General features: G+C 72.2%; 17 protein-coding genes and 1 pseudogene. 4 read left to right on the top strand and 14 right to left on the bottom strand.

From position 1 onward, the window contains the following. The 7 genes and pseudogenes from Q9R26_RS04655 to Q9R26_RS04685 form a co-directional block, all read right to left on the bottom strand. Positions 1-2,823 carry an ABC transporter permease gene (locus Q9R26_RS04655; protein ID WP_311226669.1) on the bottom strand — a complete coding sequence of 941 codons (2,823 nt, stop codon included), beginning with the start codon at positions 2,821-2,823 and terminating at the stop codon, positions 1-3. Beyond that, on the bottom strand, positions 2,820-3,548 hold the full coding sequence (locus tag Q9R26_RS04660; RefSeq protein ID WP_027466859.1) for an ABC transporter ATP-binding protein: 729 nt from the start codon (positions 3,546-3,548) through the stop codon (positions 2,820-2,822). The genes Q9R26_RS04655 and Q9R26_RS04660 overlap by 4 nt, the downstream gene beginning before the upstream one ends. Then, positions 3,545-4,132 (bottom strand): PadR family transcriptional regulator, encoded by a 588-nt coding sequence (locus Q9R26_RS04665; RefSeq protein ID WP_182064477.1) that lies wholly within the window; start codon positions 4,130-4,132, stop codon positions 3,545-3,547. Before Q9R26_RS04665 ends, Q9R26_RS04660 begins: the two co-directional genes overlap by 4 nt. Before the next feature lie 178 nt (positions 4,133-4,310). Further along, positions 4,311-5,192: an aldo/keto reductase gene (locus tag Q9R26_RS04670; RefSeq protein ID WP_182064476.1), complete on the bottom strand. Its 882-nt coding sequence runs from the start codon at positions 5,190-5,192 to the stop codon at positions 4,311-4,313. 90 nt (positions 5,193-5,282) lie between these two features. Continuing rightward, positions 5,283-5,855: pseudogene (locus Q9R26_RS04675) on the bottom strand (YdeI family protein); the annotation flags it as partial. Between the two features lie 65 nt (positions 5,856-5,920). After that, complete coding sequence (locus tag Q9R26_RS04680; protein ID WP_209132450.1) at positions 5,921-6,466, bottom strand: acyl-CoA thioesterase; 546 nt, start codon at positions 6,464-6,466, stop codon at positions 5,921-5,923. Positions 6,467-6,592: 126 nt separating this feature from the next. Then, entirely contained in the window at positions 6,593-6,829 is a 237-nt protein-coding gene (locus tag Q9R26_RS04685; RefSeq protein ID WP_259578763.1) for a hypothetical protein, read from the bottom strand. Between the two features lie 111 nt (positions 6,830-6,940). Between Q9R26_RS04685 and Q9R26_RS04690 the strand changes: the two genes are divergently transcribed. Continuing rightward, entirely contained in the window at positions 6,941-7,927 is a 987-nt protein-coding gene (locus Q9R26_RS04690) for an aldo/keto reductase (RefSeq protein ID WP_071248528.1), read from the top strand. Positions 7,928-7,998: 71 nt separating this feature from the next. Here Q9R26_RS04690 and Q9R26_RS04695 read toward each other — a convergent pair whose 3' ends face one another. Together Q9R26_RS04695 and Q9R26_RS04700 are read right to left on the bottom strand one after the other, a co-directional pair. Then, positions 7,999-8,481 carry an FBP domain-containing protein gene (locus tag Q9R26_RS04695; protein ID WP_311226670.1) on the bottom strand — a complete coding sequence of 161 codons (483 nt, stop codon included), beginning with the start codon at positions 8,479-8,481 and terminating at the stop codon, positions 7,999-8,001. Positions 8,482-8,649: 168 nt separating this feature from the next. Next, on the bottom strand, positions 8,650-9,390 hold the full coding sequence (locus tag Q9R26_RS04700; RefSeq protein WP_311226671.1) for a methyltransferase domain-containing protein: 741 nt from the start codon (positions 9,388-9,390) through the stop codon (positions 8,650-8,652). A gap of 38 nt (positions 9,391-9,428) precedes the next feature. Between Q9R26_RS04700 and Q9R26_RS04705 the strand changes: the two genes are divergently transcribed. Beyond that, positions 9,429-9,632: a hypothetical protein gene (locus Q9R26_RS04705; protein ID WP_182064469.1), complete on the top strand. Its 204-nt coding sequence runs from the start codon at positions 9,429-9,431 to the stop codon at positions 9,630-9,632. Positions 9,633-9,677: 45 nt separating this feature from the next. Here the strand turns inward: Q9R26_RS04705 and Q9R26_RS04710 are convergent, their stop codons facing one another. From Q9R26_RS04710 to Q9R26_RS04720, 3 genes are all read right to left on the bottom strand, one after another. Further along, positions 9,678-10,589 (bottom strand): helix-turn-helix transcriptional regulator, encoded by a 912-nt coding sequence (locus tag Q9R26_RS04710; RefSeq protein ID WP_182064468.1) that lies wholly within the window; start codon positions 10,587-10,589, stop codon positions 9,678-9,680. Between the two features lie 427 nt (positions 10,590-11,016). Further along, a complete protein-coding gene (locus tag Q9R26_RS04715) occupies positions 11,017-12,291 on the bottom strand; it encodes a hemolysin family protein (protein WP_182064467.1) in 1,275 nt (424 codons plus the stop codon). Positions 12,292-12,451: 160 nt separating this feature from the next. Next, entirely contained in the window at positions 12,452-13,564 is a 1,113-nt protein-coding gene (locus tag Q9R26_RS04720) for a M23 family metallopeptidase (protein ID WP_209132444.1), read from the bottom strand. Positions 13,565-13,726: 162 nt separating this feature from the next. Here Q9R26_RS04720 and Q9R26_RS04725 point away from each other — a divergent pair, with 162 nt between their 5' ends. Beyond that, positions 13,727-14,221: a hypothetical protein gene (locus Q9R26_RS04725; RefSeq protein ID WP_071406257.1), complete on the top strand. Its 495-nt coding sequence runs from the start codon at positions 13,727-13,729 to the stop codon at positions 14,219-14,221. A gap of 3 nt (positions 14,222-14,224) precedes the next feature. On the opposite strand, the gene Q9R26_RS04730 is transcribed toward Q9R26_RS04725, so the two are convergent. After that, on the bottom strand, positions 14,225-14,590 hold the full coding sequence (locus Q9R26_RS04730) for a hypothetical protein (RefSeq protein WP_311226672.1): 366 nt from the start codon (positions 14,588-14,590) through the stop codon (positions 14,225-14,227). 193 nt (positions 14,591-14,783) lie between these two features. Between Q9R26_RS04730 and Q9R26_RS04735 the strand changes: the two genes are divergently transcribed. Beyond that, positions 14,784-16,994, top strand: a complete 2,211-nt coding sequence (locus Q9R26_RS04735) for an NADP-dependent isocitrate dehydrogenase (protein WP_311226673.1) — start codon at positions 14,784-14,786, stop codon at positions 16,992-16,994. Between the two features lie 175 nt (positions 16,995-17,169). Here the strand turns inward: Q9R26_RS04735 and Q9R26_RS04740 are convergent, their stop codons facing one another. Beyond that, positions 17,170-17,625: a DUF3817 domain-containing protein gene (locus Q9R26_RS04740; protein ID WP_182064463.1), complete on the bottom strand. Its 456-nt coding sequence runs from the start codon at positions 17,623-17,625 to the stop codon at positions 17,170-17,172. Positions 17,626-17,637: the final 12 nt, after the last annotated feature.

The following is a 17,637-nucleotide window of genomic DNA, read 5'->3' on the forward strand; positions in this document are numbered from 1 at the left end:
TCAGCGTGCCCGTCGCACGGCCGGGCGTCGCCGACCCCGTGACGTCAGCCACGCCCCGGCCGTCACCACGAGGGGCAGGCCGATCGCGAGCAGGGCCAGCACCGGCCAGTCCGGCACGAACGGCATGTGGTTCACCCCGACCGGACTCTCGGTGAACCGCAGGGTCAGGGCGCGGATCGGCAGGAGTCCGAGGAGCGTCCCGATCACCGAGCCGACCGTGGCCAGGATCGCCGCCTGCCAGGTCGACACCCCTCGGCGCAGGCGTGGTGCGGCGCCGACGGCGTCGAGCACCTCGTCGTCCCGCCGGCCGTCGGACCGGGCGAGCCCGATCGCGACCGCCGTCGCACCGATGGTGACGGCGGCCGCCAGTGCGAGCACGATCGCCCGGATGATCGCCCCATTGTCGACCGGACCGGCTTCGTAGGTGAACGTCGGGCCGCTCCACCGCGCACGGTCGTCCCCGCCGAAGCTCTGCCACGCCGAGCTCAGCTCGTCCCACTGGGCCGGCTGGATGTCGTGGGGCAGCGTCGTGACGAGCATGCCGTCGACCACGGGGACGCCGTACCGTTCGGCGGTCGCCTTCGTCATGAAGACGCCGACCTGGATCCGCGGGGTCTGCACGTCGAGCACCGCGGGGATCGAGACGCTGGCCGTCGGGCGGCTCCGCTCGGTGATGGGCTCGCTGTCCCACGTCCGGTCGTGGAAGGTGTCGATCCGGACCGCACCGTCGTGGGCGTACTCGGGCCAGAGCGACACCGCCCGACCGTCCTCGAGCGCGCTCCGGACGGCGGCTGACGGGCGGTGTCCGGTGAGCACGGCGTAGTCGTCCTCGGTGCCCGTCCAGATGTGCGGCGTCGACGCGCTCGCGGTGTCCAGGTAGTACGAGCAGCTCGTCGTGTCGTTCGCGGGGCAGTCGTACGCGCTCCAGCGGTGCGGGATCGTGATGGTCGATGGGGTGTCGCCCGGCTGCTCCTGCGCGACACCGAGCACCCGGATGCGGTCCTGGTCGAAGACCCCGGACACCACCTTCGCGGCGTGGGCCGTCAGTTCCGCGTCGTGGCGGCCGGTGCTCCCACCCTCCTTCGTCTCGGTCAGCACCTCGGCGGTCGCCACCCCCACCGCCGTCGTGTACTCGTACCCGCGGACGTACTGGGCGTGGCTCGACGCACTCCACGTGATCACGACCGATGCCACGAACACGACGCTCATCACGCTCGCCAGCACCGGCACCGTGCGGACCGGGTTGCGGCGGGCGTCGCGGGCGGCGAGTCGTGCGGAGAGCCCCGCGCGGGCGGTGAGCCGGGTGACCAGGGCGAGCAGCCACGGTGAGCAGACGGCGATGCCGAGCTGCATCAGGCACGGCCCGATCGCGACGCCGGCACCGACGACCCAGGCCCACCGGTCCTGCTGCACCGGGCGGTCGTTGAGCATGAGCACCCCGACACCGCACGCCAGCGTCATCACGGCGCCGAGGACCACGAGCAGCGGCCCCCAGACACGCCGACGACGGCGGGCCGGCCGGCTGACGGGCACCGGACGGAGCGAGCCCCGGAGCGCCGCGAGCACGTTGATGCGGGTCGCCGACCGTGCGGCGACGAGCGCGGAGACGAGTCCGGCGAGCACCCCGGCGGCGGCGATGGACAGCAGCAGGAGCGGCGGCACGTGCAACCCGGGGAACGACGCCACGTTGCCGTTGTCGATCAGCCGGAACGCGAGCACGCCGATCCCGGTGCCGGCCGCGACCCCGAGGACCGCGCCGACGAGCCCGAGCACCAGGCCCGACCCGGCGACGATCGTGCGGACGAACCGTTTGTCGCCACCGACGCTCGTGACGATGGCGTACGAGCGGGTGTCCGCCCGGGTGCCGACCAGGAACGCGGCCCCGGCGAGCAGGGCGACCTCGAACATCGCGAAGACACCGAGCAGTGCCATCGCGCCGAGGTACCAGCCGAGCGTCGAACTCGCGGTGCCACCGGGGAGCCGCGCGTCCGGCGGGTCGAGCACGACCGGACGCGACTGCACGACGATGCCGTGCGCGTTGAGCTGCCGGATCTCCGACCACGTCGGGGCGTCCGACGGCAGGTACACGGTGACGTCGGTGAGCCCGACGTCGTCGGTGGTGTCGGTCGTCGCGAGCGTCGTGCCCCACGGCAGGAACACCCCCTGCGACCCCGGGTCCGTCCCCAGGTCCGTCATCGTGCCGGTGATCGTGAAGCGCTTGGTGACCGGGTCGGTCAGGTCCACCGTGTCGCCGATCCGCGCCCCCAGGCGTGCGAGCGTGGCAGGCGTGACCATGAGCCCACTGCGCGTGGTCGGCGCGGAACCGTCGAGCACGTGCCAGTGGCCCTCGAGCGACGGGTCCCAGACGCTGCCCTCCACAGCGGTCAGTCCGACCGGGCCGTTCTCCCCCTGGAGCACGACGGGCGTGCTCCCGACCGGGATCGACAGTGCGCCGTCGGGTACGTGGGCCAGGACGTTCGTGAACGGCGAGTCCTCGTCCGACTCCGTGACGGGGCTGTTCCGCTCCGAGTCCGTGAACTCCCACTGCACCGGGTCCTGCACCATGCCGGGCAGGTCCGGGCCGGACACGCGCATCTGCGCCGATGCCTGGCCGAGGTCGTAGTCCAGCCGCTCGGTCACCGTGGCCTGCGTCGACTGCACCACGACGGCGACGGCGGCGAACCCGGCGGTCGGGATCCCGATGAGCGCGATGATCAGGGCCGCGCGGCCCGCCTTGGCGAACGCCAGTCGACGCCCCAGACGGAGCGCCGGTCTCAGGGCGAACGGCGTCCGGTCGGTCCCGGCACGCCGACCCCGGCTCACGAGGCGGTCCGGTCCGTCAGCGCCGCCTCGACGCCCGAGTACACGGTCTCGTCGACCACCCGACCGTCGCGCAGGAACACGATCCGGTCCGCCCAGGCCGCGTGCCGGGCGTCGTGGGTCACCAGGAGCGCACCGGCCCCGGCGTCGACGTGCCGACGGAGCATGCGGAGCACGACCTCGCCGGTCTGCGAGTCGAGGGCACCGGTCGGTTCGTCAGCGAGCACGAGCCGGCGCTCGCCGACCACCCCACGGGCGATCGCGACGCGCTGCTGCTGCCCGCCCGACAGGTCGTCGGGGTAGGCGTCGGCGCGGTGCGAGAGCTCGACGTTGTCGAGCGCGAGCTCCGCGGCACGGCGGGCCTGCGAGGCCTTCCACCCGTCGAGCTCGAGTGGCAGTGCCACGTTCTCGACCGCGGTCAGCGAGGGGATCAGGTTGAAGTCCTGGAACACGAACCCGATGAGTCGGCGGCGCAGCGCTGCGAGCTCCTTGGCGGGACGGTCGGACACGAAGGCGCCGTCGATCAGCACCTCACCGCTCGTCGGCGGCAGCAGGGTGCCGGCGCAGGCGAGCAGCGTCGACTTGCCCGAGCCGGAGGTGCCCATCACGGCCACCATCTCGCCACGCTCGACCCGCAGGTCGATGCCGGCCAGGGCCGTGACGGCCTTCGCACCGGAGCCGTAGTGCACGCTCACGGCGTCGAGCTGCAGGAGCGGTGCGGCGGTCACCGTGCGCTCCGGGCAGCGGCGTCAGCGTCAGCAGCACGGTCGGCACCGGCAGGCGCCGCAGGGTGCTCGTCCGGCCGGTACCGCGCGACACTCGACTCCACGTGGTCGAGCCAGCGCACCTCGGCCTCGGCCTGGAACACCATCGACTCGAGCACGAGCGACCACGCCAGGTCCGTCGACGGGTCGGTCGTGCGCTTCAGTCGTGTCAGGTCCTGCAGGTTCCGGATCGCGGCACCACGCTGCACCTGCACCAGCCGGGCGACGTCGACCCCGGGCACGGTCACGGCCAGGGCGAACTTGATCGCCAGCTCGTCGCGGCCGCGCTTGGCCGGCACGGGTTCGCTGAACCAGCGCGCCACCTCCGCGCGACCCGCGTCGGTCGCCGTGTAGACGACGTGTCCGTCGTCGTCGGCGTCGCCGCGGGCCACGAGGCCGTCGCGTTCCAGGCGGTCCAGGGTCGTGTAGACCTGGCCGATGTTCAGCGGCCAGCTCCCGCCCGTGCGGTGCTCGAACTCCCCCCGGAGCTGGTACCCGTAGCCGGGTCCCCCCACCAGCAGCGCGAGTACGCCCATCCGAACGCTCATGACACTTCCCCTGTCTCCGGGCCACCGTGGCCATACTGAGTATGCACATACCCGGTATGCCTCCGCAAGCGCGGATCTGGACAGGACTGGGAACAGACGGGAGGCGCGGTGCCAGCTGGCACCGCGCCTCCCGTCCGACCGGTCGTCGCGTTCGCGACCCGCGGTCGCGTCCTGAGGGTCAGTGCCCCAGCTTCGCCAGCTCCTCGAACTCGTCGTCGGTCAGCTCGACGGTGGCACCCGCCAGGTTGTCCTCCAGGTGCGCGACGCTCGACGTGCCGGGGATCGGCAGCATCACCGGAGAGCGCTTGAGCAGCCAGGCGAGCGCGAGCTGCGCCGGGGTGGCACCCTTGCGCTCGGCGATCTCGGTGAGCGGCGAGTCGTCGCCGGTCAACCCGCCGGTGGCCAGGGGGAACCACGGGATGAAGCCGATGCCCTGCTCCTCGGACCAGTCGAGCAGTTCCTCGGCATCACGCTTCTGCAGGTTGTAGAGGTTCTGCACGGAGACGATCGTGGCGATCTCCTGCGCGGCCTTGACCTCGTCGACGGAGACCTCGGACAGGCCGATGTGGCGGATCTTGCCCTCGTCCTGCAGCTTCTTCAGCTCGCCGACCTGGTCCTCGAGCGGGACCTTCGGGTCGATGCGGTGCAGCTGGAACAGGTCGATGCGCTCGAGGCCCAGGCGGCGGAGGCTCATCTCGGCCTCTTGCCGGAGGTACTCCGGGCGGCCGACGGGCGGCCAGACGTTCGGGCCGGTGCGGGTCAGGCCGGCCTTCGTGGCGATGACGACGTCGTCGCCGTACGGGTGCAGGGCCTCCTTGAGGAGTTCCTCGGCGACGTAGGGGCCGTACGAGTCGGCGGTGTCGAAGAAGTTCACGCCGAGCTCGACCGCGCGCTTGAGGACGCGGATCGCCTCGTCGTGGTCCTTCGGCGGTCCCCAGACGCCGGGGCCGGTGAGCTGCATGGTGCCGTAGCCGAGCCGGTTGACCTCGAGGTCGCCGCCGATGCGGAAGGTGCCGGAGGACGCGGCCGGACGGTTCGTGGTGTCAGTGCCTGTGGTCATGACCCCGGTGTACGCCCGGTGCGTTGCCGGTCGCTGAGTCGGTGTCCCCCGACCGCTGCCCGGGTTCGCAGGGGTCTCCGGACGGGTGGGCCGCGGGTACGGGGTCTCGCCGCGTTCGAGTCCGCCGACGAGCTTGGTGAGCCGGTTCGTCCGCACCGTGGCGTTCGGGGCGGTGGTGATGCGGTGCAGCACGGCGTACCGGTTCGTGGCGTCGAGCTCGGCGAACAGCGCGGCGGCAGCGGGCGCGGCGTCGAGCGCGGCCTGCAGGTCCTCCGGCACCGTGGCGGTGGCCGACCCGGCGTAGGCGCGGTCCCACCGGCCGTCGGCCTCGGCGCGCTCGATCTCGGCGTGCCCGCGCTCCCGCATCCGCCCCTCGGCGACGAGTGCGGCGACCAGGCCGAGGTTCCGCTGCGACCACAGCGAAGCCTTCCGGCGCGGGGTGAACCGCTGGCGGTAGGTGGTGTCGTCGCGTCCGCGCCGCTGCCCGTCGATCCAGCCGGAGCACAGGGCTTCGTCGAGGGCCGTGTCGTACGTCAGGGTCGTCGGCTCCGTGACGCCCTTCTTCGCCAGGACGAGCCACACCCCGTCGGGTTCGTGCTCGTGGTCGTCGAGCCAGGCACGCCATGCGGCGGTGTCCGGCAGCACCAGGTCGACGATGTCCATGCGGTCATCGTAGGACCGGCCGGCGACGTCGGTCCGGACCGGCCGACCTCGCCGATCAGCACCGTTCAGGCCGCGCTGCTGCTGATCCGGGTCGCGCTCGCCCAGTCGTGCACCCAGTCGGGCACGGTCAGGTCGCGGTCGGCCCCACCCGCCGCCTCGAGCAGGTCCGCGGTCGGGACCGTCCCGCCGGAACGCCGCAGGAACCGGGCCTGCACCACGGCGCGGGCCATCACGGCACCCTGTCGCACGAACGTCTGCTCCAGGTACACGGCACGGTCGTCGACCCCGAGCACGTGGGTCCGGAGCTCGAACCGCTGCCCGAGCGTCAGCGACCGCTTGTACGTGATCGTCTGCGCCGACACGACGGGGTACCAGCCGTGCTCGGACAGCGCGGCCCAGTAGCCGGAGCGGAGCATCAGGTCGAGCCGACCGAGGTCGAGCATCGACAGGTACTTGCCGTTGTTGACGTGCCGCAGCGGGTCGAGGTCGGTCGGGACCACCCGGAACGGCGTCCGCACCTCGTCCCAGAGCGACGCTCGGCGGCGTCCCCCGACCCGAGCGCGCAGGCGGGTGCGGAGCTGCAGCAGGAGCAGTCGGAAGTACAGGTTCACGGGTCGATCACACCAGTGCGCGGAGGACTCGTGCGAGCACCTTGGAGGAACCTCACGAAGCCGGCGGGCGACGTCGACGCACGACCAGCCGCTCCCGACAACAGCGGCGCGGTGGGCGCGGTCGCTTCAGCCGGGGAAGCCGCCGCCGGCACCCGTGATGCCGGGATGTGCGGACTTGGCGAGCCCCTCGGTCACGGAGTGCGCGGCTTCGGCGTCGGTGGTGGCACGTGCGCCGTCCCACGGGCCCGAGAGGTCGTCGAGCTCCTCGAGCGCCCGCCGCCGACGGCGGTTCTGCACCTCGAGCACGACGAGCAGGGCGCCGATGACGACGACCACGGCGATGACGATCCAGATGACGACCACGACACTCCCCCGAGCCCGGGGCACCTGCCCCGTTCCCCGCAGCGTAGCGGTGCGGAGGCGGGTACAGCCAGTGCCTCCCGCAGCCAGGGGGACCGGGAGTAGACCTGCAGCATGCAGACACGCAAGCTCGCAGACCTCGAGGTCGGCCCGATCGGCCTCGGAACCATGGGCATGAGCGCCTTCTACACGGGCGCCGGCACCGACGACGACGAGTCGATCCGCACCATCCACCGCGCGATCGACCTCGGCGTCACCCTGTTCGACACCGCCGAGGCGTACGGCCCCTACACGAACGAGGAACTCTTGCGCCGTGCGCTCGAGGGCCGTCGCGACGACGTCGTCATCGCGACCAAGTTCGGCCTGTACCACCACGAGGCCGGTGAGGAGACGCCGACGCAGCAACGCGGGATCTCCAGCAAGCCCGAGTCCGTGCGCGAGGCCCTCGAAGGATCCCTCCGCCGCCTCGGTACGGACCACATCGACCTCTACTACCAGCACCGCGTCGACCCGGCCGTCCCGATCGAGGACGTCATCGGCCAGCTCGCCGGGTTCGTCCAGGAGGGCAAGATCCGGCACATCGGACTGTCCGAGGCCGGTGCCGAGACCATCCGCAAGGCCCACGCCGTCCACCCGATCACCGCGCTGCAGAGCGAGTACTCGCTGTGGACGCGTGACCCCGAGGGTGACGTGCTCGACACCCTGCGCGAGCTGGGCATCGGCCTGGTCCCCTACTCGCCGCTCGGCCGCGGCTTCCTGACGGGTGCCATCACGAAGCCGTCCGACCTGGACTCCGACGACTTCCGCCTGGCGAACCCGCGCTTCCAGCAGGAGGCGTTCGAGCAGAACATGCGCATCGTCGACGCGGTCAAGGAGATCGCGACCGAGGCCGGGGCCACCCCGGCACAGGTGTCGCTCGCCTGGCTGCTGGCCCAGGGCGACGACATCGTCCCGATCCCCGGCACGAAGCGGGTCTCCCGCCTCGAGGAGAACGTCGGCGCAGCCGACCTGACCCTCACGGCGGACCAGCTGTCGCGCCTGTCGGCGCTGCCGGTCCCGACCGGTGACCGCTACCCCGACATGTCGACCATCGGTCGGTAGACGCACCACCTGACGGACGGGAGGCCCGTGACGGATCCGTCACGGACCTCCCGTTCGTCGTCGGTCGCGTCTCAGATCTCGGCGGCGAAGGACGCGGCGCGGAGCTGCAGGTCCTCGATGCGCTGCAGGCGCGCGGCCTCGACGTCGTAGCCCTCGTAGGCCGGCGGCGGCAGCTTCCGGACGTTCCGCGAGCACTGGAAGTCCTGGCAGACCAGGGTGCCGACCGTGTTGCCGTTCCGGCCGGCCGGGCCCGACCGCTTCGCGCTGTAGAAGGCGACGTCGTTCGGCAGCTTGACGTCCTGGCACCACGAGCACTGGGCACGGGAGCGGGGTGCGGCCTCGGCCTGTCGGAACAGGATGCCGATCAGGTCGCCGTCCAGGGTCGGCACGACGGCGTACGCGCGCCGCCCGATCTTCGGGTCGCGCCAGCCGAGGTAGTCGAGCGCGTCCCAGTCGAGCGTCTCGAAGCCGGCGGGCAGCGTGAGGTCGGACACCTCTTTGCGCGAGGCGTTGACGAAGGACGTGCGGAGGGTCTTCTCCACGATGGGGAGCATGGGTGATCGCTTTCGTGCGGGCCCGGGGCGTGCGGACGCACACCGCACCGGGCGGAGGAGGTCAGGGTTCGACGAGGGCGGCCGCACCCGAGGGCGCGACCGGGGGCCTCACGCCCTGATGCCGGCGATACGGGCGCCGACCACCTCCTGGAAGCTCACCCGACCAGCCTACGACCGGGTGTCAAGCCCGATCGGGTCCGCCCGCGGCCGGTTCGGCGTCGCCGTGACCAGGACGACCGAGCCCTCGTACGTCGGGCGGATCCGGAGCGACCCGTGCCGCCGGTCCCACTCCCCCGACTCCAGCGCGGTCCGGAGCGCGGCCACCGACCGCCGCACGGTGAACTCGTCGACCAGGCCCCACGCCGGGTCCGCCTGGCGCACGCCGGGGTCGAGCAGTCGCTCGGGGCGGGCGTAGTACGCCTCGGCGAACCCGTCGACGCACGTGAACGGGATCGGCAACGGGGTGCTGGTGACGGTGTCGTCGACCAGCGCGTCGGCGATCCGCGGCAGCGCCGGGTGGCGACGCGCATCGGCCGCCAGCACCTCGGGGGCGTACTCGGCGAGCCACGAGCGCTCGATGCGGTCCGGGTCGAACGTCAGGACCACGATCGGGCCCCGGGTCACTCGACGCACCTCGGCGAGCCCGCGCTCGAGGTCATCCCACTCGTGCAGCGAGAAGGTCGTCATCGCGGCGTCGAAGGTGTCGTCGGCGAAGGGCAGGTCCGCGCCGGGCTCCACGGTCCGCACGTCACGGTCGGTCGGCGTGTACGGAACGGTACCGGCACCGATGTCCAGCACCGTCCGGGCGTCACCGAGCGCCTTCGCGACCGCACGGGCGAACGCCGGTTCGGGCCGACGGTGCTGCCGGTGGTCCGCATCCCCCGCTGAGCCGTCCGTCGTCCTCGTCACGTCCCCACCCTACGAACCCGCGCTGCTGTGTTCGACGGATGCTCGCAGACAGTGGTCTCGGATTCGTCGTCGTCCTCTACGCCCTGTTCGTGCTGGCGCTCGCGGTGCTGGCCGTCGCCCTCATCGTGCTCGTGTTCGCCGCGATCCGCGTGCTGCGCTTGTCGGCGACGGAGCGTCAGCTGCGCATCGAACGGATGCGCTCGCCGGAGCGGTTCGACGACGACGTCCCACCTCAGGCCTGACGGTCCGACCGCGGCGCTGGCGCTCGCGCCCGTCCGCCGGCCGGGTCAGTCGACCGACTCGGACTCGGACGCCGACTCGCGCAGGGCCGCGTACTGCTCGGCGCGCTCCGTCGCGGCCCAGCTGCCGAGCAGCGCGAGCGATCGCTCGGACTCGCTGCCCGGTTCGGCCGAGTACGAGAACAGCGTCAGGCCGGGGTCGGCGACCAGGTCGAGCGCCTCGTAGGACAGCCGCAGCTCCCCCACGATCGGGTGGTCGATGCGCTTCTTGCCGGTGCGCTGCATCCGGACGTCGTGGGCGGCCCACCAGCCGCGGAACTCCTCGCTCCGGGTGGAGAGCTCGCCGACGAGCGTGATGAGCCCCGGCTCGCAGGGGTTCGACACGGCGGCGGTCCGGAGCACGGCCACGGCGTCCTTCGCGGTCTGCGCCCAGTCCGGGAAGAAGTCGCGGGCGGCCGGGTCGAGGAACGTGAAGCGTGCGGTGTTCACCGGGCGTCCGGGGCCGGCGAACATCGGTGCGTAGAGCGCACGGCCGAGCTCGTTCGTCGCGACGACGTCCCCGCGCTCGTTCCGCACCCAGGCCGGCGCACCGGTGATCGCGTCGAGCAGTCGCTGCACTCCCGGGCGCACGCGGGTCGGCACGTTCCGGTGCATGACCTTCGCGCCGGAGTTCGCCAGGCGCGTGAGGTCCCACAGGTGCGCACGCTCGTCCTCGTCGAGCTGCAGGGCGCTCGCCAGGCCCTCGAGGACGCTGTCCGAGACGCCCTTGAGCGAGCCGCGTTCGAGCCGTGTGTAGTAGTCGACGCTGACGCCGGCGAGCATGGCGACCTCGTGCCGACGCAGCCCGGGCACGCGTCGGACCCCGCCGCCGAACGACGGCATGCCGACCTGCTCGGGGGTGAGCCGCGCCCGCCTGGAGGACAGGAAGTCGCGGATCTCGTTGCGCACGTCGATACCCATGCGACGAGCGTACGTGCCCGTGCCGTGCATCCGGCAAGCGGGAGGGCCGCGGCGGGGCCGCCGGCCGTCTCTGATGGGTCGCGACACGTCGCGTGCCGTGCGCCGTCCCGTCGCAACCTGTCGGCTGGTGGCGCCGCAGGCGACGGCCTGTGACCGCGCGTCGGCGTCTGGCGGGGTGTTGCGACCGCCCGGAGCGGACGGGAGGCGCGGGGCGGCCCCGCCACGCGCCTCCCGTACGCCGTCTGGTCGCGTTCCGTTGCGTGACCGGCCGTGCCCGACCGGTCGCGACACGTCGCGTGCCGCCCGCCGTCTGGTCGCGACCTGTCGGCTGGTGGCGCCGCAGACGACGGCCTGTGACCGCTCGCCGGCGTCCCGCGGGGTGTTGCGACCGCCTGCCGCCACGGGCTTCCTCCGCTGGGGGGCGCGGTCAGGGCGCGGCGTCGGACCCGATGCGCACCCGCGCGACGCGGTGACCGTCCATGGAGGTCACCTCGAGGCGGTGGCCGCCAGCCAGGACGACGTCACCGACCTCGGGGACGCGGTCCAGCTGCACCTGCACGAGCCCTCCCACGGTCTCGTAGTCGCCGTCCGGCAGGACCGGGCCGCCGTCCGCAGCCAGGTCCTCGAGCACCGTGGCTCCGTCGACGCCGTCGTGCGCGAGCACCGACTCGTCGTACTCGGTGGAGTCCCACTCGTCGCGGATGCGGCCGACGAGGTCCTCGAGCAGCGCCTCGAGCGTGACCATGCCGGCGCTGCCGCCGTACTCGTCGACCACCAGGGCGATCTGGTGGCCGTCGGTGCGCATGTCCGCGATCGCACTCGACAGCGACTTCGTCTCCGGCAGGGCGAGCACCGGCCGGACGAGCGTGGCGACCGGGGCCGCGGGGTCGACCGGACGCAGCAGGTCACGGAGGTGCACGAAGCCCTCGACCTCGTCGCGCCCGCCGGAGGTCACGAGGTACCGAGTGTGCCCCGCCGCGATGGCCCGGTCGGTGGCCTCGGCGACGGAGAGACCGGCGTCCAGCGTCGAGACGTCGTACCAGGGGCGCATCGACTCGCGCAGGATGCGGTCACCGGCGTCCAGGGCGCTGCGGGCGATCCGGCGTCCCTGCTCGTCGACGCCGGTGTGCTCGTCGACCAGCCCGCGGAGCTCCTCGGTGCTCATCGACTCGCTGCGGGCGTCCGGGTCGCCACCGAGCAGTCGCACGACGGTGTCGGTGGACTTCGAGAGCAGCCAGATCACCGGCCGCATCAGCACGGCGAAGCGCTCCAGTGTCGGGGCGACGGCCATCGAGAAGCCCTCGGCACGCTGCAGGGCGAGGCGCTTCGGCACGAGCTCGCCGAACACGAGCGACAGGTAGGCGATGACGAGGGTCATCAGCACGAGCGCGACGGCTTCGGCCGTGCCCTGCTCGAGGCCGAGCCCCTGGAACAGCGGCGCGACGTCGGGTGCGATCGAGGACGCACCGTACGCGGCGGAGAAGAACCCGGCGACGGTCACGCCGATCTGCACGGCGGACAGGAAGCGGTTCGGGTCACGGCCGAGCTCGGCGACCCGCATCCCGCGGGGGCCGCGGCGTTCGAGCTGCTGCAGCTGGGATTCGCGGAGGGAGACGAGTGCGATCTCGGCGGCCGCGAAGACCCCGCCGACGAGCACGAAGAGGATGACGAGCCCGAAGGCGATCCAGGTGTCAGCGCCCATCAGCGGGCAGCCGCCTCGGATCGACGACGGGCGGGCGGTCTGTGGGGATCGTCCATGCCTGTGAGTCTGCACAGGCCGACTGGGACATCACCGTGCTGTCGCTCGACAGCGGCTGTGGATCCCGCGTCGCGACGGGTTCGGACGCTGTGGCGCGCGGTCCCTACAGGGTGAGCGAGCGGCCGATGCGGGCCTCGAGCCACGCCTTCGGGTCGATCGGCGTGACGCCGTCCATCAGGACCTCGAGGTGCAGGTGCGCACCGGTCGAGACGCCGGAGGACCCGACGAGCCCGATGAACTGACCGGCAGCGACGGTGTCGCCGACCTTGAGCGGCGAGGAGCCGGGGATCATGTGACCGTAGAGCGTGGAGACCTGACGGCCGTCGACCACGTGGTCGATGATGACCGCGTTGCCGTACGAGAAGTAGGTGCCAGAGACCCGGACCTTGCCCGCGGCGACGGCGCCGATCGGCGTGCCCATGCCCGGGGTGAAGTCGAGGCCCTGGTGCAGCGACGAGCACGCGCCGCACGGTGCCGAGCGGTACCCGAAGCCGGAGCTCATCTGCACCGGGCCGGGGAACGGCGAGCGGACCGCGCCGCCGAACGACACGGCGCCGCCCGCGGTCGCCGCGGTGTCGGCCGAACCAGCGGTCTTCGTGGAGACCGTCGAGCCGCCGCCGACGGTGAACCCGTCACGGTCGAACCCGGCGGCCGTGACCGCCTGGGTCACGGCGTAGTCCTGGGTGCGCACGACGGGCGCGATGGTCGAGGTGGCCATCGAGGTCCCGGCGCTCGCGTGGGCGGGCATGGCCGATGCGGCGAACATCGCGATGGCGGCCGCGGCGCTGGTGAGCGTGATGCGTCCGGCACGGGCCGACCGGGAGGCCGGGGGTGCGCTGGCGACGCGGGTCACCTTGGGTGCCGGGCGGCGGACGACGCGCTGGATGCGGTCGTCGACGTGCTCGGTGGTGGCGCGTGCGGCTGCGGAGCGGCGGCCGGCCGGCTCGGTGGCCGAGGACGCGAGGACGACGGCCTGCACGGGCGTGGTGACCTTCGCGGCCTTCGGCACCTTGGCCGGCTTCGCGGCCTTCGCCGGCTTGACGGCCTTCGCTGCCTTGGCCGGCTTCTCGGACCTGGCGGCCTTCGCGACCGGGGCGGTCTTGCTGCGACGGTGCGGTCCGCGGGCTGCTGCGCGCTCGGCCTCGAGGGCGGCGCGACGGGACAGGTGCACCACCGGGGTCTCCGGGTGCTGGTCGAGTTCGGGTGCAGTCGTCATGGCCGCCCACCATTCTGCACGACTCTGTCGCTTTGTACAGGCCCTTTCGTGATCTTTTCGTTACCGAGTGTGCTGGGAGGCCCCTGATCACCACGGCCTCGAGCGTCCCCCGGGCCATGCGCATCGATACGGTCAGGGGAAAGCGACGGAAGGACCCGCACCATGGCCCGATCGCCGCGTGAGCGGTACGGAACGGTCGACCTGGCGTCGGCCGACGTCGTGCTGGCCGGTACCCAGGAACTCCTGCCCGTGCTCCGGGCTGCGGCCGTGCGTGCCGGGATCGACGCCGCGCGGATGCGGGTCATCGGGGTCGACGACCTGCCGGACCCCGAGGAGACGTGGGACGCGGCGCTGGCCGTCATCGCCATCCGCCGTCCGGGTGACGACCCCGCGTTCCACCGGGCGCAGGCGGCCGCCGAGCTCATCGCGCCGATGCTCGCGCCGCACGCCGTCCGCATCGTCGTCACCGTGTCCGGGGTGACGCGGCTCGCACCGAAGCTCGAGCGCACCCTGACGTCCGAGGTCCTGCACCAGATCGATGCGGCGTCGGCGTCGTCCGGGTTCCGCCGGCCGTTCCGGCCCCTGCGCATGCGGCTCGGGCTCGCCGGGCTCCGTGCCGCCGGCGTCCGGGTGTTCCGCGTCTCGATCGGCGACTGAGGCTCAGGCTCCGTCGGGTCCGGAACCGTGGACGGCGCTCGCCTGCACCGACGGGTGTGGAGGAGTGGCGTGCGCGACGACGGAGACGCTGCCGACGGCGAGCACGAGCGCCAGCGCACCGGCGGTGCAGGCCGTCCCGACCCGCCGCAGCCGCGACCGGCTGCCTCGCTGGCGCGGTGCGAACCGCCCGGCGCTCCGTCGGGGTTCGGGGCCGACGAGCCAGGGCCCGGAGCCGTCCGGGTCGTACGAGAACGGGCCGGAGCCGTCCGGCGCGTACCGGTAGGGCCCGCTGCCGTCCGAGGCGTAGGCGGACCGCAGGTCCTCCGCGGTCCAGCCGAAGTCGTCCGGGGTCTGCCGTGTGGTGGTCATGCGCGCTCTCCCTCGCTCTGGTGCTGCGGGAGACCAGTCCACGCACCGTTCCTATGTGTCGACAGTGCGCCTCCAGGGTGTCGGCCGAGCATCTGCCGCGCGGACGCGGGGGCCATGTATCTTGATGTCGAGACATCCTGCGCCACGAGTACCGTGGACGTACCGACGGTCGAACAAGGGAGTACCCGCCAGCATGGCCAAGATCATCTACACCCTCACGGACGAGGCGCCGTTCCTCGCCACCCACTCCTTCCTCCCGGTCATCCAGGCCTTCGCCGGCACCGCGGGTGTCGACGTCGAGACCCGCGACATCTCGCTCGCCGGCCGGATCATCGCCCAGTTCCCGGAGCGGCTCACCGACGAGCAGCGCCTGGACGACGCCCTCGCCGAGCTCGGCGACCTGGCGAAGACCCCCGAGGCGAACATCATCAAGCTGCCGAACATCTCGGCGTCGATCCCCCAGCTCAAGGTCGCGATCAAGGAACTGCAGGCACAGGGCTACGACCTGCCCGACTACCCGGACGAGGCCACGACCGACGAGCAGCGCGACGTCCGCGCCCGCTACGGCCGCGTCCAGGGCAGCGCCGTCAACCCGGTGCTGCGCGAGGGCAACTCCGACCGGCGCGCACCCCTGTCGGTCAAGAACTACGCCCGCAAGCACCCGCACCGCATGGGCGCCTGGTCGCGTGACTCCAAGACGAACGTCAGCACCATGGGCGTCGACGACTTCCGGTCGAACGAGAAGTCGTGGATCGCCCCCGCCGACGACGTCCTGACGATCACCTTCGTGGCCGAGGACGGCACCGAGCAGGTCCTCAAGCAGTCGATCCCCGTGCTGCAGGGCGAGGTCGTCGACGGCACCGTGCTGCACGTGGCCGCCCTCGAGACGTTCCTGCGGGCGCAGATCGAGCGCGCCGCCGCCGAGGACGTCCTGTTCTCCGTGCACCTCAAGGCCACGATGATGAAGATCTCGGACCCGATCATCTTCGGGCACGTCATCAAGGCGTTCTTCCCGTCGGTCTTCGAGCGCTACGGCGCCGACCTGGCCGCCGCGGGCCTGACCCCGAACGACGGCCTCGGCTCGATCCTCGCCGGCCTCGGTGCCCTGCCGAACGGCGCCGAGATCGAGCGTGCCTTCAAGCAGGGCATCGCCGACGGCCCCGAGCTCGCCATGGTCGACTCGGACAAGGGCATCACGAACCTGCACGTGCCGAGCGACGTCATCGTCGACGCCTCGATGCCCGCGATGATCCGCACCTCGGGCCACATGTGGGGCCCGGACGGCGACGAGCACGACACCCTCGCCGTCATCCCCGACTCGAGCTACGCCGGCATCTACCAGGCCGTGCTCGACGACTGCCGCGCCCACGGTGCCTTCGACCCGTCGACGATGGGCTCCGTGCCCAACGTCGGCCTGATGGCGCAGAAGGCCGAGGAGTACGGCTCGCACGACAAGACGTTCGAGCTCCCCGGCGCCGGCGTCGTCCGTGTCACGACCGCCTCGGGCGACGTCGTCATCGAGCACGACGTCGAGCCCGGTGACATCTGGCGCGCCTGCCAGACCAAGGACGTCGCCATCCGCGACTGGGTGAAGCTCGCCGTCACCCGTGCCCGTGCCTCCGCGACGCCGGCCGTGTTCTGGCTCGACGAGACCCGCGCGCACGACGCGAACCTCATCGGGCTCGTCCGGAAGTACCTCGGCGAGCACGACACCGACGGCCTGCAGATCGAGATCCTCGCGCCCGAGGACGCCATGCGCTTCTCGCTCGAGCGCATCCGCCGCGGCGAGGACACCATCTCGGTCACCGGCAACGTCCTGCGCGACTACCTGACCGACCTGTTCCCGATCATGGAGCTCGGCACCTCGGCGAAGATGCTCTCCGTCGTCCCGCTGCTCGGCGGTGGTGGCCTGTTCGAGACCGGTGCCGGTGGTTCCGCGCCGAAGCACGTGCAGCAGCTCGTGCAGCAGAACTACCTGCGCTGGGACAGCCTGGGCGAGTTCCTCGCACTGGCGGTCAGCCTCGAGCACCTCGCCGACGTGACGGGCAACGAGCGGGCGAAGATCCTGGGCGAGACCCTCGACCGTGCCACCGGGACGTTCCTCGAGCAGGACAAGTCCCCGGGCCGGAAGCTCGGTTCGATCGACAACCGCGGCAGCCACTTCTACCTGGCGAAGTACTGGGCTGAAGAGCTCGCGGCGCAGACCCAGGACACCGAGCTCGCTGCGTCGTTCGCGGAACTCGCGGCGAAGCTCGGTGAGCAGGAGCACACCATCGTCGACGAGCTCGTCTCGGTGCAGGGGCACCCGGCGGACATCGGCGGCTACTACCGCCCCGACGACGCCAAGACGAGCGCGGTCATGCGTCCGTCCGCCACGTTGAACGCGGCGCTGGCAGCGCTGTAGCAGCGACCAGCCCACGGACGGGAGGCCCGGTGCCAGCTGGCACCGGGCCTCCCGTCCGTCCGTGGTCGCGTCCGCGGCCGCGTTCGGTGAGCAGGAATGGTCGGGTCCGCACCACGAACCCGACCATTCCTGCACACGAAGTGGGCGCGAGGGGACCCGGGTGACGCGCGGGGGGTCAGCCGCGGGACGGGACGGGCGGCCCGGCGGCGAGCAGCCCGGTGAAGACGAGGGCGACGGCCACGACCCCGATGCCCGCGGCCACGGCGGGCCGACGCACCACGAAGAACAGCAGGCGGTCCCAGAAGCCCGAGTGGGCGTCCGGCGAGCGGCGCCAGGAGCCCTCGAGCATGCCGCGGCGGGCGACCGCGACCTCGAACGGCACCGTGGCGTACGGCACGACGGCACTGGCCCAGCCGAGCACGAGCGCCCCGAGCGACCACCGCTGGTTCACCGCGACGACCGTCGTGACCACCAGGTACGCCAGGAACACGAAGCCGTGCACCCCACCGCCGATCCGGACGCCCCAGTCGCCGGCGTCCAGGCCGTACTTGAGCACCATCCCGAGGATGAGCAGGGTCCATGTCACGAGTTCGGCGACCGCGGCGGCGCGGAACAGGGAGCGCGGAGTCATGGCCTCCATGGT

The organism is Curtobacterium sp. BRB10 (genome assembly GCF_031844325.1).
In the GTDB taxonomy this organism is placed as follows: Bacteria; Actinomycetota; Actinomycetes; order Actinomycetales; family Microbacteriaceae; genus Curtobacterium; species Curtobacterium poinsettiae_A.